Raw genomic sequence first — 22,257 nt, 5'->3', positions numbered from 1 at the left:
CTTGGCAAGGTTGACGGCGTGACTGCTCCCCGCCCTACGTCGCTGCACGACCATGGGCGAGGCTTCCCACGTCTCAGGCCGCTGCCGGTGCGTGACCGGGCTTACACAGGCCTCGATGGGCAGAGGCCGACAGTCCTTCGGCCTTTAACTTTAAAATACCTTGCTGGCGAATGTTGATCGCGGCGTTTATATCGCGGTCGATGCCTTGGGTGCCGCAGCCGGGACAATCCCAAGTGCGGACGCTGAGTGGCATCGACTCGACCTTGTGGCCGCAGCCCGCACAGGTCTTGGAGCTAGCAAACCACTGGTCGATTTTGACCAGATGCTTGCCTTGGGCTTCTGCCTTGTACGCCAGCTTTTGGATCAGGTTGTACCAACTGGCATCGGCAATATGTTTCGCCAGCTTGCGGTGTTTCAGCATGTTTTTCACTTTCAAGGTCTCGACCACCACCGCTTGGTTGTCGTCAATGAGCTGTCGAGACAGTTTATGCTGAAAATCAGCACGGGCATTAGCCAGGCGTTCGTGCGCCTTGGCCAGCTTGATGCGCGCTTTAACACGGCGTTTGCTGCCTTTTTGACAGCGCGAAAGGGCTTTCTGTTTGCGGTGTAAGTTCGTTCGGGCCCGTTTCAAAAAGCGAGGATTGGCCACCTTACGCCCAGTGGAGTCGATAGCTAGATGCGTTAAGCCCATATCCACCCCTAGCACCGCATCAACGGTTTTCAGCTGTGCGGGGGCCTCTACGCCGTCATCCACTAGCAGCGAGGCAAAATACTTGCCCGTCGTGGTGCGGGTTAAGGTGATGCTTTTTAGTGTGCCGGTGATGTCACGGTGAAGCCGGGCTTTAATCAGCGTGAGCTTGGGTACTTTGATCCAGCCATCACCGGCTTTGATGCTGGTGCAGTGATAACTGGACTGTTTACCGTGCTTGCGTTTGAACTTGGGGTAGCGGGCTTTTAGCTGGGGGTTAAAGAAGTTCTGGAAGGCGCGATCCAAGTTAATGCACGCCTGCTGCAAGGCAATGGAGTCAAACGAATTGAGCCAGTGATATTTGCGTGACTTTTTCGCCACTGCCAGCAGCGGCTTGAGATCTTTTTTAGCGCGCAGCTTGGTGCCATGCCGCTTGTACTGCGAGCTAATAATATGCAGTGCCTTGTTGTACGCAAACCGCACCGCGCCGAACTGGGCGTTCAAGAACGCTGCCTGTTCAGGGGTTGGGTAGACGCGTACTTTCGTGGCTTTCAGCATGGCATGGGGTCGCATAAGGCTGTATATTTATCCATTATAGGTGGCGGCGGGCAAAGATCAACTGAGCAGCGCTGTCGCGCTGCCCGCTTGTATCCCTGTCCTCAACCGAGCGAGGGTTTATGCGGCCTTTGGCTAAGAGTTTTCTGGCTGTCAGGCTTTCCAAGCCGGGCGCATTTGCGTAGAATGCGGCCTCTTCATGCGTGGGTGTTGGCACTGCTATGCGTAATCGTAGCCATGGCACCTTGCATCGAAGTGCTCAAAGTACTTAGTAATCACTGGCTTATTTATGTAAGTGATCGCAGTACCCTGAAATCAGCATGATGAGTGTTCTGATAGCGATGTGCGCTATTTCACACTCTCGTAACCTCAACCGAAGGATAGTTATCGTATGGTTACCATTCGTTTGGCACGTGGTGGCGCCAAGAAGCGTCCCTTTTATCACCTGACTGTTACCGACTCTCGCAACGCCCGTGATGGCCGTTTCATCGAGCGTATCGGCTTCTTCAACCCGGTTGCCCGTGGTCAAGAAGAGCGTCTGCGCGTCGATTTGGACCGTGTAACTCACTGGCAGAGCCAAGGCGCCCAGCTGTCTGGTCGTGTTGCTGAGCTGGTTAAAGAAGCGCGTAAGCAGGCTTAAGCTTGTTGTCGCGTGTTAAGTGCTGTTGCCGTTGGAGCTGTCGTCGATGACGCGTTTTGAAACTAGCCATACAGACGACGCACATGTGGTGCTTGGTAAGCTAACCAGCCCTCACGGGATTAAAGGTTGGCTAAAGGTGTACTCCTATACCAGCCCCATGGACAGCATTTTGCAATATCCCGAATGGTGGGTGCGCCAGGGTAATACTCTGACGAAGATGACCATTGTTCAGGGGCGTCGGCAAGGCAAAGGCTTAGTGGTTCAGCTCAAGGGCATTGATGACCGAACGGCGGCGGAAGCGCTGGCGCAAACGGATATTCTAATGCCGAAAGAAGCGCTACCTACGCTTCCCGACGACGAATATTACTGGCATGAGCTTGAAGGCCTAACGGTTTTTACTCAGTCAGGCGAACGGTTAGGGCAGGTCAGCTACCTGTTTGAAACCGGCGCCAACGATGTCATGGTGGTGCGTGGTGATAACGACGCGATCGACAAGCGCGAGCGTCTGTTACCTTTTTTGCCCGATGATGTGATTGTTGAAATCAGCCCGGAAAATGGCCGTATGGTTGTTAACTGGGACCCCGAGTTCTGAAAATAGGTTTGAAAACTGCGTTGAATAAACCGACTTCGAATGAGCTTACGGCAACTGATTCATCAGCCTTTGCATCAAACAGTGAAAAAGAGGCAGAGCGAGTGCCTGCAATGTGGATCGGCGTGGTGTCGTTGTTTCCCGAGATGTTCGATGCGATTACCCAGCAAGGCGTGGTAGGTCGAGCGGTAGAGAAGCAGCGTATTGCCCTGGAGTTTTGGAATCCACGCGATTATGCCACCGATCGCCACCGCAGCGTGGACGACCGCCCTTATGGCGGCGGCCCCGGAATGCTGATGAAGGTAGACACCCTGCGTGCTGCTATCTTCGATGCCCGCCAGCGAGCAGAGCAGGCGACCGGCCAAACGCCAACCGTGATTTATCTTTCGCCCCAGGGGCGCAGGCTGGATCAGCAGGGCGTGAAGTTGCTCGCGTCAGCAGGCCCTTTAGTGGTCGTTGCGGGCCGTTATGAAGGCATCGACGAGCGTGTGGTGGAGAGTGACATCGATGAAGAGTGGTCAATTGGCGACTATGTGTTGAGCGGTGGTGAACTGCCTGCCATGGTGCTAATTGATGCAGCGGCAAGGCTGGTGCCCGGTGTGTTGGGCCACCAGGACTCCGCTATCGAAGACTCGTTTAATGACGGCTTGTTAGACTGCCCGCACTATACCCGTCCTGATGTCATCGACGGGCGCCAAGTGCCTGAGGTGCTGCTGAGTGGTAACCATGCAGCTATCAAGCGCTGGCGTGCAAAGCAGTCGCTGGGACGTACCTGGCAGCGTCGTCCTGATTTACTGGCAGGGCGCACTCTTAACGCCGAGCAGCAGGCGCTGCTAGACGAGTTTATCGAGGAACACGCTTTGCCCTCTACGTCGGAAAGCCGCACGTAGACCAAAGCGGCGGTGCAGGACGACAGCAGCCAGCGAGCGTACCTGCGTCACCCATAACGACTCCCGCGTAGCTCGTTTCGAGCGCCGGGATCACGGTTTGCCCCTTCCACAACTGCGTGGCAAGCCATTACGTTATTTAGGAGTATCAAGATGAGCAGCAAGAACAAGGTGATCCAGGCGATCGAATCTGAGCAAATGGGCAAAGAGATTCCTGTATTTGCTCCGGGCGACACCATCGTCGTTCAGGTAAAAGTTAAGGAAGGCACCCGCGAGCGTCTGCAGGCGTTTGAAGGTGTGGTTATCGGTAAGCGTAACCGTGGCCTGAACTCCGCGTTCACCGTACGTAAAATTTCTCACGGTGTTGGCGTTGAGCGTACTTTCCAGACCTACAGCCCGCTGGTTGACTCTATTGAAGTCAAGCGTCGTGGTGACGTTCGTCAAGCTAAGCTGTACTACCTGCGCGAGCGCAGCGGCAAGTCGGCGCGTATCAAGGAAAAGCTGGCTTAATCGCCACTTTTTCACGGGCGCTTGGCGCCCGGATACAAGACCCCGTCTCCGCTCTGCGGGGCGGGGTTTTTGTTTGCTGTGCCACTCCCTAGAGACTGTTAGCCTATGAGCGTGATTGATGCTTTTCTAGATGCCCTTTGGCTTGAGCAAGGGGCGAGCGATCATACGCTAGCGGCCTATCGGCACGATTTGACTGCCTGGCAGCATCAGCTTGAGGCGGAAGGGGAAACGCTGCTCGGCCCCTCGCCGCAACGCTTTACAGAATGGCTCGAGCGCCGTCGAGAGCAGGGTTACCAGCTGCGCAGCAATGCACGGCTGCTCTCTTCGCTGCGCAGCTTCTACCGCTGGGCACGTCTTTACGGGCACATTGAGCATGACCCGCTGGCTGATATTACTCTGCCATCCGTGCGGCCGAGTCTACCCAATACCTTGGAAGAGGACGAGGTTGAGCGACTGCTGCAAGCGCCTGACATCGCGACGCCGTTGGGTGTCCGCGACCGCACCATGCTTGAACTGCTATACGCCTGTGGGCTGCGCGTCTCAGAGCTTGTAGGATTAACCGGTGACGCGGTGAATTTGCGTCAAGGGGTAGTACGCGTGCGAGGTAAAGGCGATAAGGATCGCCTAGTGCCTATGGGCGAAGAGGCCGCTGAGTGGTTGGCCCGCTACATTGAAACCACAAGGCCGCTGCTTATGCAGGACCCTACGCGCCCAGCGCTATTTCCGGGTCGGGCGGGCAAGGCCATGACGCGGCAGACGTTTTGGCACCGTATTAAAGCTCACGCGATCACTGCAGGTATTTCACGGCCGCTGTCGCCGCACACACTGCGACATGCCTTTGCGACTCACTTATTGAATCATGGGGCCAATTTGCGAGTCGTACAGCTGCTGTTAGGTCATAGTGACCTGTCCACCACGCAAATTTATACGCACGTTGCCCAGGCGCGCCTGGAGCATCTGCATGCTGAACACCATCCGCGAGGTTAATGAAAGAATGCACAAACGTATGCCGTCAGTTGCAAAATCCTGTGCGCCCTGGCTAGTGCTGGCTGGGAGTTTGCTGCCCACGTTGGCGTTCGCTGATGCCATCACCGAACGCCTGGCTGAGAATTTACAGGTTAATGGCCAGCCGATGCCGGTAGAGCAGGTGAGCGCCACGCCGATGGAAGGGCTTTATCATGTTCGTTTGGAGAGCGGTGAGTCGTTTTATTCCAATGCGGATGGCAGCCATTTTTTGGTAGGGGATCTTTACCAGAATGCGGATAATGGGCTGGTGAACTTAACCGAGCAGTCCCGCAATCAAGAGCGCGCAGAGGCGTTGGCGGCGATTCCAGAGAGTGAGCGTGTGGTCTTTCGGGGGGGCGATGAACCCAAAGCCACGGTGGTGGTGTTTACCGACCCCACCTGCCCCTATTGCGAGCGCCTGCATGAAACCATCCCCGAGCTCAACGAGCGTGGGATTGCGGTACACTACCTAGCCTTCCCACGCGCGGGCATGGGTAGCGGCGCTGCCACTACTTTGCAGCAGGTATGGTGCTCTGATAATCGCAGCGAGGCGATGAATCAGGCCAAAGAGGGACAGTCGATTGCCGCGAGCGCAAGCTGTGATAACCCAGTGGCAGACCAGTACGCTCTGGGGCAAGCACTGGGCGTGCAGGGCACGCCCGCCATCCTGTTGCCGGACGGGCAGCTGGTGCCTGGGTTTGTACCCCCCGAGCGGTTGGTAGCCATGTTAGGCTTGGAAGACGAATAACGTCATTCTAAATGACGAACGATCACGCTGAGACACTGATTTAAAAGTGGCACCTGCGGGTGCCCAACACGAAAGGGGAAGTATTTTGAAACCGGTAAGAGTAGGCATTTGTGGGTTAGGCACTGTCGGTGGCGGCACCTTTAACGTATTGACGCGCAACGCAGACGATATTAGCCGCCGCGCAGGCCGCCCGATTGTGATTGAGCAGGTTGCCCACCGCAGTATTCATCCCGACTGCGATATTACCGGCATTAACGCGACATCCGATGTCTTCGAGGTGGCCAACAACCCCAACGTCGACGTTCTGGTCGAGCTGATCGGCGGCTACGACGTTGCTCGCGAGCTGGTGCTTACCGCGATTGCTAACGGTAAGCACGTGGTTACCGCTAACAAGGCGCTGATCGCCGTTCACGGTAACGAGATTTTCCGTGCGGCCCACGAAAAGGGCGTCATCGTGGCGTTTGAAGCAGCGGTGGCTGGCGGTATTCCGGTCATTAAATCGCTGCGCGAAGGCCTCGGTGCTAACCGCATTGAGTGGGTTGCTGGCATCATCAATGGCACCGGCAACTACATTTTGACCCACATGCGTGACGAAGGCCGTGCCTTTGAAGACGTATTGGCCGAAGCGCAGGCGCTGGGTTACGCCGAATCTGATCCTACCTTCGACGTGGAAGGGATTGATGCGGCCCACAAGCTGACCATTCTTGCCTCCATTGCTTACGGCGTGCCGCTGCAGTTTGAAAAAGCCTTCACCGAAGGCATTTCGCGTATCACCGCCGAAGACGTGGAACAGGCTGATAACCTCGGTTACGTGATCAAGCACCTGGGTATTTCCAAGCGTACCGATCAAGGCCTTGAGCTGCGCGTTCACCCCACGCTGATTCCGAAAGAGCGCCTGCTGGCCAATGTACACGGCGTGAAAAACGCCATCGCCGTGATGGGCGACGCCGTCGGCCCGACGCTGTATTACGGCGCTGGTGCGGGTGCCGAGCCAACGGCGTCTGCGGTGGTCGCTGACCTGTTAGACGTGGCGCGCGATATCACCACCGACCACCACTATCGGGTGCCTTACCTGGCGTTTAGCGGCATTGACGAAGACGTCAGCCAGCTGCCGATTATGCCGATGGAAGATATCACCACGGCCTACTACCTGCGCCTGCTGGCGGTAGACCGCCCCGGCGTGCTGGCCCGTGTGGCCACCATTCTGGCCGAGCAGGGCATCTCCATTGAAGCGCTGATCCAAAAAGAAGCCACCGAAGGCGAGCTGGTGCCGATCATTCTGCTGACGCACCGCACCAAAGAGAAGCAGATGAACGAAGCCATCCGCGAGATTGAATCCATGGCGGACATTGCTGGCCCGGTCACGCGTATTCGCGTGGAAAGCCTGGACGAAGGAGAGTAACCGATGCGTTATATCAGCACGCGCGGGCAGGCGCCTGCCCTCTCTTTCGAAGAAGTGGTATTAACCGGTATGGCCAGCGACGGCGGCCTCTATGTGCCGGAAACGTTGCCTGAGTTCTCCAAAGAGGAGCTGGCCGACATGGCCGGGCTCTCCTACGCCGAGATCGCCTTTCGGGTGATGAAGCCGTTCGTGAACGGCGAGATCGACGACGAGACCTTCCGCCGTTTGGTGACCGAGGCGTACGCCACGTTCAACCACGACGCGGTGTTGCCGCTTAAGCAGTTAGATGCCAGCCACTTCCTGCTAGAGCAGTTCCACGGCCCGACGCTGGCGTTTAAAGACGTGGCGCTGCAGCTGCTGGGGCGGCTGCTGGATCACTTCCTGAAAAAACGCAACGAGCGCGCGGTGATCATGGGGGCAACCTCCGGGGATACCGGCTCGGCGGCGATTGAAGGCTGCCGCCACTGCGACAACCTCGATATCTTTATTCTGCACCCCCATAACCGGGTGTCCGAAGTGCAGCGCCGCCAGATGACCTCGGTGCTGGCAAATAACGTCTTTAACATCGCCATTGAAGGTAACTTTGACGATGCCCAGGCGATGGTGAAAGCCAGCTTTGCCAATCAAGACTTCTTGAACGGCACGCGGCTTGTGGCGGTGAACTCGATCAACTGGGCACGCATCATGGCTCAGATTGTTTACTACATCGCTTCAGGCGTTGCTCTCGGAGCGCCCCAGCGGGAAGTGAGCTTCTGCGTTCCCTCGGCTAACTTTGGTAACGTGTTTGCAGGCTACATGGCCTACAAGATGGGCCTGCCGGTGAAGCAGTTCATCATCGCCACCAATGCCAACGACATCCTGCACCGCACGCTGACGGCCAACGACTTCTCCAAGAAAGAGCTGGCGGCCACGCTGGCACCTTCGATGGATATCGTCGTGTCGTCCAACTTTGAGCGTCTGCTGTTTGATGCCTACGACCGTGATGGTGCCGCTGTGGCAGCCCTGCTAGAGCGCTTCCAGCAAGAGCCCACTGCGCTTGCCGATGCGCCGCTGGCCAAGCTGCGCGAAAAATTCGCCAGCTACAGCGTCGATGACGAAACGATTCTGGAAGTGATTCGTGAAGCGCATCACCGTACCGGCGAGATCCTTGATCCGCATACGGCTACCGGCTACCGGGCGGCCGAGCGGGCGCGGGTGGATAGCTCCACGCCGATGATCACCCTGGCCACTGCTCACCCAGCGAAATTCGCCGAGGCGGTGGTAAAAGCGGGCTTCCAGGGCGTGCCGCTGCCGACCCACATGGACGACCTGCTAGAGCGTGAAGAGCGCTACACGGTACTGCCCGCCGAGCTAAGCGCGGTACAGCAGTTCGTTGCTGACAACCGCCGCTGAGGTGATATGACCCAGGTGTCAGCACTTTCTCAGCAGAGTAGCCAGCCCCGCCTAGAGCCTCGTCCCCTGGACGAGGCTGTTTATTTGCGTGCGCAGTCTGAAGGGTTGAGCGAGCTACAGGCGCGGCTCTTGGCATCGCGGCTGCCCGGCTATACCGGAGAGCTTGCGCCGCTGGTGTCGCCAAGTCTTCGCTATCTTGTGCATCCTGAACAGCTCGCCGATGGCCGCCGTGCCGCCGAGCGCATTGCCCAGGCGGTGTCTGAAGGCGAGTCCATAGGTATTCTGACCGACTACGATGTGGACGGCATCACCTCTCATGTGGTGATTCGGCGTACGCTGGTCGAGCTATTTGGCGTGCCCGAGCACAAGCTGCACAGCTTAATTGGTCACCGCATTCACGACGGCTATGGCATCAGCCTGCCGCTGGTGGAGCGAACGCTCAGTTTAAAGCCGCTGCCCACACTGGTGATTACCGCCGACTGCGGCAGCTCCGACGAGCCGCGCATTGCGCGCCTAAAGGCTGCGGGTATTGATGTGGTGGTCAGCGACCACCACGCGCTGCCCCTGGAAGGTCCACCGCCCTCTGCGTATGCCTGTGTGAACCCGACCCGCAGCGACTGCCACTACCCGGATAAAACCATTGCAGGTTGCATGGTGGCGTGGCTGCTGATGTCGCTCGCCCGCGGCGTCTTGGTGGAGTGGGGCGCGCTGCCGGAGGCCACGCCCAAGCTCTCACCGTGGCTCTCCTACGTGGCGTTAGGCACCGTGGCGGACTGCGTCTCGCTGGGTGGAAGCCCCGCCAACCGTGCGGTGGTGAACTACGGCTTGACGCTGATCAACCGTATGGATGCCGCCTGCTGGAGGGCCATGGCAGCGCGCTTAGGGGCCGACAGCGTGCCCTTCAACGCTGAAACCTTGGCGTTTCAGATGGGCCCGAGGATCAACGCCCGTTCGCGGCTAGATGACCCCTACGCGGCGCTGCACTTTATGCTGGCAGAGAGCGATGGCGTCGCGAACCGTCAGCTTGAAGTGCTGGACCAGGATAACCAGTCCCGTAAGGCGATTGAGGCGGATATGGCCGAGGAGGCGCGGGCGCTAGCCGTTCCCGCCTTGGAGGCCAACGAGCCTGCCGTGGTGGTGCTGTTGGAAGATGGTCACCCCGGCGTGCAGGGCATCGTCGCCTCGCGGCTGGTGCAGGCCTACGGACGCCCAGCCGTGGTGCTCACGCGGGCAGCGGCACCCAATATGCTCACCGGCTCCGGCCGCTCTATTGAAGGGCTGCATCTAAGAGATGCCCTGCAGCGCACCTTTGAGCTTGCGCCAGAAGCGCTGCCGCGCTTTGGGGGGCACAGTGGCGCCGCAGGTGTAGGCGTGCCACGGGAGCAGCTAGCGGCCTTTAAAGCCGCGTTTTTGCAAGCGGTGGGCGAGCAACTTGGCGATACACCGCTCTACCCGCGTCTGTGGACCGATGGCGAGCTCTCTACCGCCCAGCTCTCGCTGACGACGCTGGTGGAAATCGAGACGTTAGGCCCCTACGGGCGGGAGTTCGACCCGCCGCTATTTGAAGGGCGCTTTATTGTGGAATCGCTGCGCCCGGTGGGCGCAGAGGGTTCCCACCTGATGATGGAGCTCTCCATGGGGGCCGTCACCAGCAAAGCGATCTGGTTTCGCGCGCTCACACCGGGGGAGCTGCCTTCGTTTAGCGTTGGGGATACGCTGCACTGCGCTTACAAGCTTAACCGCAACCGTTGGCGTGGCCGGGAGACGCTGCAGCTGATGGTGGAGCACGCTAGCCCCGTTTAGGACTCTCCGCTATCCTCGCGTTCTTGGCCGCTCAATCGGCCACCCCAACAATCCTCAAAAAGGACGCATCAATGCGGATGGAAGACCTTCCTAAGGACCCCCATAAGCCCTACGAAGACATTATGGCGATGCTTTTAGGCACATTCTTTGTGGCGCTGGGAGTAACGTTTTATACCCACGCGGTGCTGCTGACCGGCAGCACCGCAGGGCTTGCGCTGTTGCTGAACTATGTAACGGGCTGGGGGTTTGGCGTGTGGTTCTTTGCCATCAACCTGCCGTTTTACTACCTGGCGATTAAGCGGATGGGGTGGAGTTTTACGCTGCGCACCTTTTTGGCTATTGGCTTGGTGTCGCTGTTTTCCGAGCTCACCCAAGGGTGGGTTGAGTTTGCCAGCGTGCCCTCGCTCTATGCGGCGCTGATGGGCGGCGCGCTGATGGGGATTGGCATGCTGATGCTGTTTCGCCACCGCACCAGCCTCGGCGGTATCAATATCCTGGCTCTCTACCTGCAGGATAAGCATGGCCTGCGGGCAGGCTACGTGCAGCTCGGCATCGATGGCGTGATTCTGCTGATCGCTCTAACGCAGCTCCCCCTGGACCGCGTAGGCTACTCGGTATTGGGGGCGCTGACGCTCAATCTAATTATCGCCCTGAACCACAAGCCAGGGCGCTATATCGGCGTGAGTTAGCGGTCACTTCAACTCGCTGGGCTAAGCCAGAACCACCACACAATGGCGGCGATTAACGCAATGCCCGTTAGGTTAATAAGAAGGCTCATACCGTCTGCTCCTGGGTGGCTGAGGAAGACGCTGGCGCTTGCTGGCTTTTCCATAGCCGTAAGCGATTGGCGTTGCTTACCACGGTAATGGATGAAAGGGACATAGCCGCACCGGCGATCATGGGTGAGAGCAGCATGCCGGTTAGCGGATAAAGTATTCCAGCGGCAATCGGAATACACAGCACGTTGTAACCGAAAGCGCCGACCAGATTTTGCTTGATATTGGTGAGCGTGGCCCGACTAATTTCGATAGCGTCCGCGACGCCGTGTAACGAGCCGCGCATGAGCGTCATACCAGCGCTTTCGATGGCCACATCGGTACCCTGGCCAATGGCAAAGCCGACGTTAGCGCGGGCTAGCGCTGGGGCGTCGTTAATGCCGTCGCCTACCATGCCAACGACCTCTCCCGCTTTTTGTAAGCGCTCAATTTCGGCATGCTTATCTTCAGGTAGCAGCCCCGCTCGGTACTCATCAATGCCCACTTCACGGGCAATGGCCGCGGCGGTGTGAGGGTTGTCACCTGTCAGCATGACGACCTTTAACCCATCGCGCTGTAGTCGTGCAATCGCGGTTTTGGTATCGCGGCGCAGCGGGTCACTAATGCCAAAGAGGGCGGTCAGTTGGCCATCTACCGCAAGGTATACCAGCGTGCGGGCTTTATCTTCCAGCTGCCGGGCGGTTGTCTGCCCGGCGGCTAGGTCAACCCCCGCATTTTCCAACAGCCGTGCGTTACCTAACAGCAGTGCCTGGCCGTCTGCGGTTTGTGCTTTTACACCGCCACCGGTCACGCTGTCGAAGTTGCGAATGTCAGCCGGCTTGGCTTCGGCTTCTTCCCCATAGGCAATCAGTGCGGCGGCCAGTGGGTGTTCTGAGCCGCGTTCTAGCGCCATAACATAGCCTAGCGCGGTGTGGGTGTCGCCATGCAGTACCTCTGCGTCCGTCACGCTAGGCTTGCCTTCAGTCAGCGTGCCGGTTTTGTCCACCACCAGGGTGGTGAGTTTACTGGCGGTTTGCAGCGCTTCGCCATTTCTAACCAACACGCCATGTTCGGCTGCCTTGCCTACCCCAATCATGGTGGAGATGGGCGTTGCCAACCCCAGGGCGCAGGGGCAGGCGATGATCAGCACGGTCGTCGCCGTGACAAGCATGTGAATCACCCGAGGCTCGGCGCCAAAGTTAAACCAAACCAGCGCGGTGAGCACCGCGATAATCATCACTGAGGGCACAAAGATGCTGGAGATTTTATCTGCCAGTTCGCCAATGGGGGGACGCGAATTTTGCGCGCTGGCCACCTGTTCGGTGATTTGCCCTAAGCGCGTGTTGGCCCCTACTCGGGTGGCTTGGTAGACCAAGCCGCCTTTGCCGTTCACGGTGCCAGCACTGACCTCGTCACCCTCACGCTTTTTAACCGGCAGCGGCTCGCCGGTAAGCATGGACTCATCTATATGGCTTTCGCCTTCCAGCACGTCGCCGTCGACCGGTAGACGCTCTCCAGGACGCACGCGGATATGATCACCCTGGCGAACGGCATCGATATCGATCTCGTGCTCTTCACCGTCGCGAATGACTCGTGCCGTGCGGCTTTGCAGGTCCAGCAGGCGCTTCAAGGCCTCACTGGTGCGCCCGCGCGCTTTAAGCTCTAGCGCATTGCCTAACAGAATCAGGCCGATCACCATGGCCGAAGCTTCAAAATAGATGCCGTGGGCCACTTCCGGTAGCCAGGGCGCAAAGGCCACTACCACCATCGAATAGAGCCAGGCGGTGCCGGTGCCCATTGCCACCAGCGTATCCATATTGGCTTGATGATGCTTGAGGTTTTTCCATGCGTTCACGAAAAAATGACGGCCTGGAAAGACCAGAATGGCCAGGGTGAGCAGGCCGATCACCAGCCAGAAAAAGCGCCCAAACCCTACCGGGTGAGGGTGATAGAAAAACATGCTGAGCATCAGAGGAAGTGCTAAGGCCAGCGAGTAGGCGCTGCCTTTTAGGCGTTGTTGATAGAGCCGCGCTTCCTGTTCTGCCCGAGTATCTTCGGCTGCGCGCATATCGACAATCGGTTCGGCGCTATAACCTGCGGCCTCTACGGCGGCAATCAGCGTTGATTCATCAACGTGACCAAACACCTGGGCGGTATGGGTGCCAAAATTCACGCTGGCAGTATCAACGCCTTGCGTGCGCTCTAAGGCTTTTTGGACGCTTTTAACGCAGCTAGCGCAGGTCATTCCGCTAATGGCTAAGCGTACCTGCTTGCCACCCTGGCGAGCGGGGCTGCTAGCGTCTTCGATAGGCTGCTTAGCGTTGTTGTCTTCATCGCGAGTCTCGTGCTCCGCCGGTAACTCGCCGGGCGGGTAGCCTGCCTGGGTTAGCGCGTCATCAATGGCAGCGGCGCTTAGGGTTGTGGTGACGTCCAGGCGCTTATCTGCTGGAAATCCTGTTACATCGGCGCTTGCGTCCTGGGCCTGAATGGCTTCACGCATACGCTTAACACAGCCCTGGCAGTTCATTCCAGGCACTGTGCGCGTTAGCGAGTTGGATTGCGCGGCGTTTTGCTGCATGGGGCCTCCTCAGGAAAACTCTCAATTAATCGGCAGAGGCTGTGGCCGTCTGGGGTGCCGTCGGGCATCTCCTGCCAGCTTTCTAGTGCTTGCTCCATACGTTGAGCAAGGGCCTCTAGCTCTGCAATTCGGTGGCGAATTTGCGGCAGCCGGTTGGCGAGTAAGTCGCGTACCAGAGGGCAAGGTGAGTCGCCATGGTCGGCATGGGTCAGGATGTCGCGAATTTCGGCGACGCTAAACCCAAGTTTGCGTGCCCGTTGAATAAACTGAAGGCGCTCAGCATCGGCGCCTGAGTAGAGCTGGTAGCCATTGTCAGGATGTCGTGTAGGCGTTAATAGGCCTTCGCGCGTGTAGTGGCGTACCGTTTCCGCAGTAACATCCCCGCGTTTAGCTAGCTCGCCAACTTTCAGTGTGGCTGTTTGCATCACTATCCCGCCGTTTAAATTGCGATACGTTGAGTGTAAAACCTTTGGGTTACCCATAGGTCAAGCGCTGTGTGGACGCTCAGCTGAAATAACTAAAACACTGATTTAAAACAGTCGTGCGACTAATGTATAAGTAAAAAACAAAATAAAACGCTCGTTTGCCCTTGAACCCAACCCAGCATTGGGCGAAAACTAACGCGTAAGAACAACGAGGGTGGATGGCACTGTCCGCCGGATCATCGGGAAGAGAGGCCCACTATGTATAATAACTTCAAAAAGCTCACCTTGACGGCAGCCGTCGCGGCAGTCGCCTTTGCCAGCCAGGCGAACGCTGGCGGATATCAAATCAACGAACAGAGCGTCAGTGGTCAGGGGTATGGTCACGCGGGCCGTAGCTCCAACGTGAACGATGCCACGATTGTTTACGGTAACCCGGCAGGTATGTCGTTCCTTAACCGCGCTCAACTGACAGCCGGTGCTACGTACCTAAATGTAAATTCAGATATCTCTAACGTTGAAGCCAATCGCTTTATTGATGCGGGCGTAGCGCAAGGCGGTGCTCCCAACGGAAATCAAATTCCTGTAGGCAGTATCCCTGGCGGTAATGAGGGCGATATGGTGCCAGGCACTGCAATTCCTTTTGCTTTTTATGCCCATCCGATCACGGATCGGTTGGCGTTTGGTTTTGGTGTTTATGCGCCGTTTGGCTCTAAGACCGATTACGAAGATGATTTCCAGGGCCGCTATTTTGGTAACTACACCGAAGTGACGGTGGTCAGCGCACAGCCTACGATCTCTTATCGCTTTAACGATCAGTGGGCGGTAGGCGTAGGTATTACTTATAATCAAGTAGAGGGTGAGTTGCGCCGTCAGCTCCCATCAGAGGCTACGTTTAACCCAGATGCTGATATCGATTCACGCGTGGACGGTGACGATGAAGCCTGGGGCTACAATTTGGGCGTGATCTATCGGCCGGCGCCTGAAACCACTCTGGGTCTGACCTACCGTTCAAAAGTAGACTACACCTTGGACGGCAACTTTAGTGCCACAGACCCGTTAGGGAACGTCCTGCGTTCTGATACTGCAAGTTTAGATTTAACGACTCCTGAGACGGTCAACTTCTCAGTAACTCAGCAAATGAGTGACCGACTGAAACTGATGTTCGGTGCTTCTTGGGTGCGCTGGAGCCAGTTTGACCAGATTTTGGTAACCGGTAGCCAAGGTGACACCATTACTCAAGAACAGCAAAATTACTCAAATGCTTGGGCCTTTGCGTCGGGCGGTGAGTATCAGCTAACCCCGACCTTAGCGCTTCGGGCGGGTGTGACGCTGGACTTTACACCGACCAACGACAATGACCGTAGTGTGCGTATTCCCTCCGATGAACGCCGTATTTTCTCGTTGGGTGCAGGTTGGACTCCAACGCCTGATCTGACGCTCGATTTTGCTTACTCTTACCTGACTGAGCGCGGAACCTTTGTTGAGCAGGAGCGCAGTGATTTACTTGCCAGTGCCCAGACCGGTGGTGTGCCCGTTGGCGGCGCCACTTACTCGGCTGACTACAAAAACGAAGCGCACGGTTTCGGTGCCCAGCTGACCTATCGGTTTTGATCCGCGGTTCGCGCTTACTGTTCGATTTGTATGACCTACTGACCCGGCCTCGGCCGGGTTTTTACGTGGCGAACGCCGCCTAGGGTGGGTGCGGTGGGCGCTGGGTTTCGTTACAATGCTTGCCAGAATTTCGCCGCTGGGATAGCTCGGGTAGGTGTTTAGCACCAAACCATGAGCTGCCCCAGCGGCGCCTGTCTCTTTTAAGCTGCGTTTTAACGCGCGTGAGACCCCGCTATTTACTGACCAAGGCTAGAGCGATCCATGTTGGAAACCAACCCGATTCATAACCAGATCAAGGACCTGTCTGAGCGGACAGACGTTCTTAGGGGGTATCTTTGACTATGCCGAGCGTAAAGATCGGCTAGAAGAAGTGTCCCGCGAACTTGAAGACCCCAATGTTTGGAATGACCCAGACTATGCTCAGAAGCTAGGTAAAGAGCGCGCCTCCCTTGAAGCGATTGTGGCGACCATCGACGAGCTAGACCAAGGCCTCGCGGATAGCCGCGACCTGTTAGAACTCGCCGAAATGGAAGAGGATGAAGCCACCGTTGAGGAAGTGCGTAAAGAGCTGGGCGGCCTGCAAGCGGCGTTAGAGAAACTTGAATTTCGCCGCATGTTCTCGGGAGAAATGGACGAAAACAACGCCTACCTGGATATTCAGTCGGGCTCTGGCGGCACCGAAGCGCAGGATTGGGCAAATATTCTGCTACGCATGTACCTGCGCTGGGCAGAGAGCCACGGCTTCAAAGCCGAGATTATTGAAATTTCCGCTGGTGAAGTGGCTGGTATTAAATCAGCGTCGCTGCATATTCAGGGTGACTACGCCTTTGGTTGGCTGCGCACGGAAACCGGCGTTCACCGCTTGGTGCGTAAAAGCCCGTTTGATTCTGGCGGCCGCCGGCACACCTCGTTTGCTTCAGTGTTTTTGTCACCGGAAATCGACGACAGCTTTGAAGTTGAAATCAACCCTTCCGATATACGGGTAGACACCTACCGCTCTAGCGGTGCGGGTGGCCAGCACGTTAACACTACCGACTCCGCGGTACGGATTACCCACGAACCCACCGGAATTGTGGTGGCATGCCAGAATCAGCGTAGCCAGCACGCCAACCGCGACTTCGCCATGAAACAGTTAAAAGCGAAGCTGTGGGAACACGAGATGCAAAAGCGCAACACGGCTAAGCAAGAAGCGGAAGATTCTAAAGCGGATATTGGTTGGGGTAGCCAAATTCGTTCTTATGTATTGGACGATCAGCGCATTAAAGACCTGCGCACCGGCGTTCAGTCCAGCAACTGTGACAAAGTACTCGACGGCGACTTAGACCAGTTTATCGTCGCCAGCCTCAAGCAGGGTTTGTAATCTTTTTTAGCGTTTGAACATGAATAGGGTGCCCGATGGCTAACCAAGACGCGTCTTCTCTTGAAAACGAAAATCATCTGATCGCCGAGCGCCGTGCCAAGCTTGCTGCCCACCGTGAGCGCACGGCAGAGCAGGGTAAAAGCGCTTTCCCGAACGACTTTCGCCGCGACAGCTTAACGGTTGAGCTGCACAACCTGCTGGGTGATAAGGAAAAAGCCGAGCTGGAAGCGCTGGATCATCAGGCGTCGGTCGCCGGGCGCGTAATGCGCAAACGTGGCCCCTTTATCGTGATTCAGGATGTGGCGGGCCAAATCCAGCTCTACGTGGATAAAAAGGGCTTGCCGGAAGACGTGCTGGAAGACATCAAGGGCTGGGATATTGGCGATATCGTTGCCGCCCGTGGCCCGGTGCACAAGTCTGGCAAGGGTGATCTCTATGTGATGATGGTCGAGGCGCAGCTGCTGACCAAGAGCCTGCGCCCGCTGCCGGACAAGTTCCATGGCCTGACCGACCAAGAAGCGCGCTACCGCCAGCGCTACGTCGATCTGATCATGAACCCGCAGTCGCGTAAGGTGTTCGAGACCCGGGCCGCGGTGATCAGCTCCATGCGCCGCTTCTTTGAAGCCCGTGGCTTTATGGAAGTGGAAACGCCGATGCTGCAGCCGATTCCCGGCGGTGCGGCGGCGCGTCCGTTTATTACCCACCATAATGCGTTGGATATCGACATGTACCTGCGCATTGCCCCCGAGCTTTACCTTAAGCGCCTGGTGGTGGGTGGTTTCGAGAAAGTGTTCGAAATCAACCGCAACTTCCGTAACGAAGGGCTGTCCACGCGGCATAACCCCGAGTTCACCATGGTCGAGTTCTACTGGGCCTACGCGGATTACCGCGATCTGTTAGACATGACCGAAGCCATGCTGCGCACGGCGGCCCAAGAAGTGCTGGGCACCACCACGATTACTTATCAAGGGGCCAGTTACGACTTCGGCCAACCCTTCAAGCGCCTCACCTTGCGCCAAGCGATTCTTGACCATGGCGACGGCATCACCCACGCGGATCTGGATACCCTGGATGCTGCTCGCGCTGCGGCGGAAAAACTGGGCATCAAGGTCAAAGAGAGCTGGGGCCTGGGCAAGGTTCAAACCGAGATCTTCGAAGAGGTGGCCGAGCACAAGCTGGATCAGCCGACGTTCATCACCGAGTATCCAGCAGAAGTTAGCCCGCTGGCGCGTCGTAACGATGCGAACCCCTTCGTTACCGACCGCTTCGAGTTCTTTGTGGGTGGCCGCGAGATCGCCAACGGCTTCTCGGAGCTTAACGACGCTGAAGATCAGGCAGAGCGCTTCCGCGAACAGGCTGCCGAGAAAGACGCGGGTGATCTGGAAGCGATGTACTATGATGCCGACTACGTGCGCGCCTTGGAGTATGGCCTGCCGCCCACGGCGGGCGAGGGCATTGGCATCGACCGGTTGGTGATGCTGTTTACAGACAGCCCCTCCATTCGCGATGTACTGCTGTTCCCCGCGATGCGCCCCGAGGTAGATTAACGGTTCGGTTACGGACGAAAAGTTGGTAAGGGCGCGTTTTAGCGCCCATAATGGTCAACGTTTCGACGGCGAGGAGAATCCCATGAAACTGCTAAATCGCTCTGCCCTGAGCGTCAGGCCGACCCAGACCTTCGTGGACTGGATCAATGCGCTCGAACCCACCATGGGAGACGACGACCTGACCCTGGACGACGTCGAACGTGAAAGCACCGTGTATCTTATTCCTGAAATGGATACGCCGGAGGCGTTAGAGACGTTTGTTCGCGAACGTCACGTAGAAATCCTGGAGACCGAGCTGCGCGCTTGGGAAGAGGATGAGCGCCAGTGGCCAGAAAAATTAGATTGGTCGCTGTTTCAAGATTTCTTGCGTATAGAGCACAGCTACTTGGCCATCGACTTGGACGACGAAACCGCCCTAGAGATCTCTGAGGTCGAAGATGCGCTGCTGCTCGACAACGAGCAAGATTAGCGTGCTATGATTTTAGCGTAAGCGCACTGTGGAACCGGCTTCGGCCGGTTTCACTGTTTTTAAGGGGCCGTTTAGGAACTGACGACCATGCGACTGTTTGAAAGCCGCCCTGGCGACGATGGGCTGCCTGGGCCTGAACGTCTGCTTGCCGTGCTGGCGCTGGTGATGGGCACGCTAATGGCGGTGGTCGACACCACCATGATTAACCTGGCCCTACCCACTATCGCGGCGGATCTTGGGGTAACCGCCGCGCGCGCGGTGTGGATCACCAACCTGTTTCAGGTCGTGTGTGCTGCGTTTTTACTGGTATTTGCGGGTATCAGTGAGCTAGTGACCCGCCGACGGCTCTACCTATTGGGTTTGGCAACCTTTGTGCTGGCGGCACTGGGGGCGGCGCTTTCACGTAATTTAGAAACGCTGCTGGTGTTTCGCGCGCTGCAGGGCTTGGGGGCGGCAGCAACGCTCTCGATTGGGCCGTCGCTGTATCGTGCGATTTTTCCTTCACGGCTGCTAGGCAGCGCCTTAGGCCTAAGCGCGCTGGTGGTGGCCGGGGGGTATGCGGCAGGCCCCACGCTGAGCGGGGTAATTCTTTCGTTTGCGGACTGGCCCTGGCTGTTTGCGCTCAACGTGCCTTTAGGCGTGTGCTCACTATGGCTGGCCTATCGGGCGCTGCCGCGGGATACACCCCGTCAGGGCACCTTCGATACGCTGGGCGCGGTGTACTCCATGATGATGCTGGCCAGCTTTTTTATCGCCATGGATGCTGTCGGGCACGCCGCGCCGGTGTGGCAAAGCGGCGGTTGGGCACTGCTAGCGGCAGGGGCCTGTGCGCTGTTTATACGTCGCCAGCGGCAGGCCCCTTATCCTCTGTTACCGTTGAGCGTGTTTGCGGAAAAGCGCTTTACGCTAGCGGTGTCGGCATCGGGGCTGGCCTTTATCGGCCAGGGCTTAACCTTTGTGGCGCTGTCGTTTTTTTACCAAGAGCCAATGGGCTTTTCTCCGCTGGAAACCGCCTGGCTATTCACGCCATGGCCGTTAGCCATAATGGTCATAGGGCCGGTTGCTGGGCGGTTAGCCGACCGCATTAATCCTAGCGTGCTGTCGAGTGTCGGGCTTGTGCTGCTAATGATAGGGCTGATTGCGCTGGCACTGGTGGATGAGAGTACCGGCGTGGCGGGTAGCCTATGGCGCACGGCGCTGTGCGGGATTGGGTTCGGTCTTTTTCAGCCGCCTAACAATCGAGAGATGATGGGCAGTTTGCCACCAGAGCGCAGCGCAAACGTCTCGGGTGTGATGAGCACTACGCGTACCGTAGGGCAGTCGTTTGGGGTGGCGCTGGTGGGGGCCGCGCTGGCACTGGGGTTGCCTATTCAAGTCACACTTTGGCTGGGGGCGGGCACCACCCTGCTGGCACTGCTGGCTAGCCTGTCCCGCGTTGGCGTGGCCCAGCGTGCGCTGCTTGAACGGCGGGCATCGTCTGTTGGCAAGTAAGGGCGTACAATAGAGCGGTTGCTGATTGAAGGAGAGCCCCCATGGCGATGCAGACACAAATTGAGCAAAAGTTAGCGGCATTAACCCCCGATGTGCTGCACGTAGAGAACGAAAGCCATATGCATAACGTACCAGCTAACGCCGAAACACACTTCAAAGTAACGCTGGTAAGTGAGAGTTTCGACGGCATGATGCCGGTAAAGCGTCATCAGCAAATTTACTCGTTGCTGGCCGATGAGCTAACCGGCCCGGTGCACGCGCTGGCGCTGCATTTGTATACGCCCAAAGAGTGGCAAGCGCGGGGCGGAGCGCGCCCAGACTCCCCTAACTGTCGTGGCGGCGGCCAGTGACCCCAGAGGTTATTCGCAGGCAGTATCTTGATGCCATGGGCATTACGGCCTGGGCGTCTTGTTATCAGCTGCCCAATGCACGCCCTACGCAGGCCTGCGAGTGGGAAGAGGCGCCTGCACAGGTGCCTTCCCGCGAGCGGCTTCATGCGCTGTTAGATGATGCCCCGGCACCGCGCAGCCATCCCCCCGCCGCTAAGCCAGACGCAGCAGCTTCGCCGTCGGCGGTGCGTGCATTATTAGATAATGCACCGGTGGTTGAGCCGCCCCAGGAAGCCAGCGCTTCGCCTGCACCTAGTGTGCGCGTGACTGAGCCTGCTAAGCCGTTAAGCTTCAGCTTTTCTTGCCAGTGTATCGGCGGTCGCCTGCTGAGTGTGAGTGAAGGTGAGATGTCTCCGGTAGAGCAGCAACTGCTGGCGAATATGCTGCGTGCAGCGGGCGTGCTGCAGGGCGACACGCCCACGATGACCTATTTCAAATGGCCTCCGATGGCGACCTCTTTTACCCCCGAAGAGCCGCTTGAGGAAGCTCAGGAAGGCATGGCCGCGTTTGTCGCAGGGGCTGCCAGCAGGCAGGGATGGCGGTTGGAGCAAGTGCTGTGGTGGGGAGCACAAGAAGCTGATGAAGAGTCGCCGTTTGCCCGAGTTATGGCGCTCGCGAACGCGCAGAGCCAAACCCTGGCGCTACCAGTATGGCAAGGGCCTGCGTTGGCGTCGCTTAGCCAATCTGCCGAGGCTAAGCGGGCGCTTTGGCCTAGCCTGGTCGCACTGGGCGAGCAGTGGCGTAAAAGCGCACAATGATGAGCTTGTTGGGGCCTTCGCAAGCCGCCCTGCTCCATGGGCTTGAGGGCCAGGTGAACAGCGGTGCCAGTCGCCAGCAGTTGGAGGATGCGCTGGCCGATGATCAGGCCTGGGTGATGGGCTATTGGCAGGACGCCGTGTTAGTGGGTTACGCGCTGGTGGCGAAGCTGCCGTTCGATGCCGAGCTGCAGGCGATTGGCGTGAAACCTGAGTGCCAAGGGCAGGGTATTGGCCAGCGACTGCTTCATGAGGTGATCGCCGTGGCGACCCAGTGGCAAGCAGAGCGGCTGCTGCTGGAAGTGCGTGCCGGTAACCAGCGCGCCATTGCGCTGTATCAACAGGCGGGGTTTCATGAGGAGGGGCGCCGGAAAGGCTACTACCCGGCCGCAAAAGGGGCGACCGGGAGGGAAGATGCGCTGCTGATGTCTCTACTGCTGACTTAAGACGCGCTGCTGTCTTCTATGCCGTCAAACTTTCCGAGTACCCCCTGTAAGCGGCGTTCCCACTCTTCACGCTCCTGCTTTAGCTGAGCATTTTCGTCACGCAGCTCTTCGTTCTCTAGTTTCATCATCTCCAACGCCTCAACGGTGTCGGTGACTTTCTGCTCTAACTGGTTAAAAAGCTCAAGGCTCATGCCTACCTCCGGTAACAAGTG

At 57.7% G+C, this 22,257-nt stretch carries 22 protein-coding genes; 18 read left to right on the top strand and 4 right to left on the bottom strand.

Features of this window, described 5'->3' with window-relative positions; translation table 11 throughout:
• Nucleotides 1–73: 73 nt before the first annotated feature.
• A complete protein-coding gene (locus tag LG301_RS13730) occupies nucleotides 74–1,246 on the bottom strand; it encodes an RNA-guided endonuclease InsQ/TnpB family protein (protein WP_404471713.1) in 1,173 nt (390 codons plus the stop codon).
• A 388-nt stretch (nucleotides 1,247–1,634) separates the two neighbouring features.
• Between LG301_RS13730 and rpsP the strand changes: the two genes are divergently transcribed.
• The 10 genes from rpsP (at nucleotide 1,635) to LG301_RS13680 (ending at nucleotide 10,908) form a co-directional block, all read left to right on the top strand.
• The gene (gene rpsP / locus LG301_RS13725) at nucleotides 1,635–1,883 is read left to right on the top strand and encodes a 30S ribosomal protein S16 (RefSeq protein WP_009098555.1); all 249 of its coding nucleotides are present in this window, start codon (nucleotides 1,635–1,637) and stop codon (nucleotides 1,881–1,883) included.
• Between the two features lie 46 nt (nucleotides 1,884–1,929).
• On the top strand, nucleotides 1,930–2,475 hold the full coding sequence (gene rimM, locus LG301_RS13720; protein ID WP_404471712.1) for a ribosome maturation factor RimM: 546 nt from the start codon (nucleotides 1,930–1,932) through the stop codon (nucleotides 2,473–2,475).
• Nucleotides 2,476–2,585: 110 nt separating this feature from the next.
• Nucleotides 2,586–3,362 carry a tRNA (guanosine(37)-N1)-methyltransferase TrmD gene (gene trmD / locus LG301_RS13715; protein WP_404475271.1) on the top strand — a complete coding sequence of 259 codons (777 nt, stop codon included), beginning with the start codon at nucleotides 2,586–2,588 and terminating at the stop codon, nucleotides 3,360–3,362.
• A gap of 150 nt (nucleotides 3,363–3,512) precedes the next feature.
• Complete coding sequence (gene rplS / locus LG301_RS13710; protein WP_404471711.1) at nucleotides 3,513–3,869, top strand: 50S ribosomal protein L19; 357 nt, start codon at nucleotides 3,513–3,515, stop codon at nucleotides 3,867–3,869.
• 105 nt (nucleotides 3,870–3,974) lie between these two features.
• Nucleotides 3,975–4,856 (top strand): site-specific tyrosine recombinase XerD, encoded by an 882-nt coding sequence (xerD, locus tag LG301_RS13705; protein ID WP_404471710.1) that lies wholly within the window; start codon nucleotides 3,975–3,977, stop codon nucleotides 4,854–4,856.
• Nucleotides 4,831–5,622: a DsbC family protein gene (locus tag LG301_RS13700; RefSeq protein ID WP_404471709.1), complete on the top strand. Its 792-nt coding sequence runs from the start codon at nucleotides 4,831–4,833 to the stop codon at nucleotides 5,620–5,622. The genes xerD and LG301_RS13700 overlap by 26 nt, the downstream gene beginning before the upstream one ends.
• Nucleotides 5,623–5,707: 85 nt before the next feature.
• Nucleotides 5,708–7,024, top strand: coding sequence for a homoserine dehydrogenase (locus tag LG301_RS13695; RefSeq protein ID WP_404471708.1), 1,317 nt, complete (start codon nucleotides 5,708–5,710; stop codon nucleotides 7,022–7,024).
• Between the two features lie 3 nt (nucleotides 7,025–7,027).
• Nucleotides 7,028–8,416 (top strand): threonine synthase, encoded by a 1,389-nt coding sequence (gene thrC / locus LG301_RS13690; protein WP_404471707.1) that lies wholly within the window; start codon nucleotides 7,028–7,030, stop codon nucleotides 8,414–8,416.
• Between the two features lie 6 nt (nucleotides 8,417–8,422).
• The gene (locus tag LG301_RS13685) at nucleotides 8,423–10,219 is read left to right on the top strand and encodes a DHH family phosphoesterase (RefSeq protein ID WP_404471706.1); all 1,797 of its coding nucleotides are present in this window, start codon (nucleotides 8,423–8,425) and stop codon (nucleotides 10,217–10,219) included.
• 71 nt (nucleotides 10,220–10,290) lie between these two features.
• Nucleotides 10,291–10,908, top strand: a complete 618-nt coding sequence (locus LG301_RS13680; RefSeq protein WP_404471704.1) for a YitT family protein — start codon at nucleotides 10,291–10,293, stop codon at nucleotides 10,906–10,908.
• An 85-nt stretch (nucleotides 10,909–10,993) separates the two neighbouring features.
• On the opposite strand, the gene LG301_RS13675 is transcribed toward LG301_RS13680, so the two are convergent.
• Together LG301_RS13675 and LG301_RS13670 are read right to left on the bottom strand one after the other, a co-directional pair.
• Nucleotides 10,994–13,552 (bottom strand): heavy metal translocating P-type ATPase, encoded by a 2,559-nt coding sequence (locus LG301_RS13675; RefSeq protein ID WP_404471703.1) that lies wholly within the window; start codon nucleotides 13,550–13,552, stop codon nucleotides 10,994–10,996.
• Nucleotides 13,519–13,962 (bottom strand): MerR family DNA-binding protein, encoded by a 444-nt coding sequence (locus tag LG301_RS13670; RefSeq protein ID WP_404475269.1) that lies wholly within the window; start codon nucleotides 13,960–13,962, stop codon nucleotides 13,519–13,521. Before LG301_RS13670 ends, LG301_RS13675 begins: the two co-directional genes overlap by 34 nt.
• Nucleotides 13,963–14,235: 273 nt before the next feature.
• Here LG301_RS13670 and LG301_RS13665 point away from each other — a divergent pair, with 273 nt between their 5' ends.
• From LG301_RS13665 to rimI, 8 genes are all read left to right on the top strand, one after another.
• Nucleotides 14,236–15,588, top strand: coding sequence for an OmpP1/FadL family transporter (locus tag LG301_RS13665; protein WP_404471702.1), 1,353 nt, complete (start codon nucleotides 14,236–14,238; stop codon nucleotides 15,586–15,588).
• A 261-nt stretch (nucleotides 15,589–15,849) separates the two neighbouring features.
• A protein-coding gene (gene prfB, locus LG301_RS13660) for a peptide chain release factor 2 (protein WP_404471701.1) occupies nucleotides 15,850–16,948 on the top strand; the annotation gives its coding sequence in 2 pieces (ribosomal slippage) (nucleotides 15,850–15,924 and nucleotides 15,926–16,948; 1,098 coding nt in all).
• Between the two features lie 35 nt (nucleotides 16,949–16,983).
• Nucleotides 16,984–18,495 (top strand): lysine--tRNA ligase, encoded by a 1,512-nt coding sequence (gene lysS / locus LG301_RS13655; protein ID WP_404471700.1) that lies wholly within the window; start codon nucleotides 16,984–16,986, stop codon nucleotides 18,493–18,495.
• A gap of 82 nt (nucleotides 18,496–18,577) precedes the next feature.
• Nucleotides 18,578–18,964, top strand: a complete 387-nt coding sequence (locus LG301_RS13650) for a hypothetical protein (protein ID WP_078088774.1) — start codon at nucleotides 18,578–18,580, stop codon at nucleotides 18,962–18,964.
• An 87-nt stretch (nucleotides 18,965–19,051) separates the two neighbouring features.
• Nucleotides 19,052–20,455 (top strand): MFS transporter, encoded by a 1,404-nt coding sequence (locus LG301_RS13645; protein ID WP_404471699.1) that lies wholly within the window; start codon nucleotides 19,052–19,054, stop codon nucleotides 20,453–20,455.
• A gap of 41 nt (nucleotides 20,456–20,496) precedes the next feature.
• Nucleotides 20,497–20,805, top strand: coding sequence for a BolA family protein (locus LG301_RS13640; protein WP_404471698.1), 309 nt, complete (start codon nucleotides 20,497–20,499; stop codon nucleotides 20,803–20,805).
• Complete coding sequence (locus LG301_RS13635; protein ID WP_404471697.1) at nucleotides 20,802–21,602, top strand: hypothetical protein; 801 nt, start codon at nucleotides 20,802–20,804, stop codon at nucleotides 21,600–21,602. Before LG301_RS13640 ends, LG301_RS13635 begins: the two co-directional genes overlap by 4 nt.
• Nucleotides 21,599–22,045, top strand: coding sequence for a ribosomal protein S18-alanine N-acetyltransferase (gene rimI / locus LG301_RS13630; protein WP_404471696.1), 447 nt, complete (start codon nucleotides 21,599–21,601; stop codon nucleotides 22,043–22,045). The genes LG301_RS13635 and rimI overlap by 4 nt, the downstream gene beginning before the upstream one ends.
• Here the strand turns inward: rimI and LG301_RS13625 are convergent.
• The gene (locus LG301_RS13625) at nucleotides 22,042–22,236 is read right to left on the bottom strand and encodes a cell division protein ZapB (protein ID WP_404471695.1); all 195 of its coding nucleotides are present in this window, start codon (nucleotides 22,234–22,236) and stop codon (nucleotides 22,042–22,044) included. The two genes, rimI and LG301_RS13625, sit on opposite strands and share 4 nt — an antisense overlap.
• Nucleotides 22,237–22,257 lie beyond the last annotated feature (21 nt).

This window comes from Vreelandella venusta (assembly GCF_044809155.1).
Taxonomy (GTDB): Bacteria; Pseudomonadota; Gammaproteobacteria; order Pseudomonadales; family Halomonadaceae; genus Vreelandella; species Vreelandella venusta_B.
Note: the sequence above shows the minus strand (reverse complement) of the source record. Positions and strands in the feature narration are given on the sequence as shown.